The 788-nt window shown below is 49.5% G+C and carries 1 protein-coding gene; it reads left to right on the forward strand.

The window, feature by feature from the left end; genetic code table 11:
• Positions 1 to 763: methyl-accepting chemotaxis protein (locus R7R24_RS26175; protein ID WP_318120039.1), on the forward strand; the 763-nt coding region annotated here is incomplete at its 5' end.
• Positions 764 to 788: the final 25 nt, after the last annotated feature.

A 788-nucleotide genomic window follows, 5' to 3' on the forward strand; every position in this document is an offset into this window, starting at 1 on the left:
CCAGCGTATTTCTTACCAGCAAGACGAAATCAACATGGTTGCGACTGCGGTTAATGAAATGGCAGCAGCAACGCAAGAGATTGCGGGTAACGCAGACAGCACAGCGCATAGCTCTGAAGAAGCGGTGCAAGCATGTGCTCACGGGTCTAGCCAAGTGAATCAAACGCAAGGCTCTATCCAGAATCTGGCGCAAGAAGTTCAAGTAGCGACAAATGTTATCCAAGAACTTGAAGCGCACGGTAATAGCATCAACACGATTCTATCGACGATTCAAGACATTGCAGAGCAAACTAACTTGTTGGCACTGAACGCAGCGATCGAAGCGGCGCGTGCAGGCGATCAAGGTCGTGGTTTTGCGGTTGTTGCTGACGAAGTTCGCGTATTGAGCCAACGTACTCACGCATCGACCAAAGAAATCCAAGAAACGATCGAAATGCTTCAAGGTACAACCAAGAAAGCGGTTGATATCATGGGAGATGGTCGTCGTTTGGCTGATACCAGTGTGGATGACGCGAATTCTGCAGCAGCGAGCCTGACGCAAATCCACAGTGCGGTAGAGCGCATCAGCGACATGGCAACGCAAATTGCGTCTGCGGCGGAAGAGCAAGCATCTGTAACAACAGAAATCACTCGTAACACAGAAGGCATCCGCGACGTATCGAACGAGCTTTCTGTAGAAGCTCACTCAGCAGCGGAGCAAGCAGCGCACCTATCTGAGCTGTCTCACGAGCTTGAGCAAGAGATCAAACGTTTTAAACTGTAATCCTCAGTTTGACGAAAAAACAAAA

The sequence above is a fragment of the Vibrio sp. 704 genome (genome assembly GCF_033339295.1).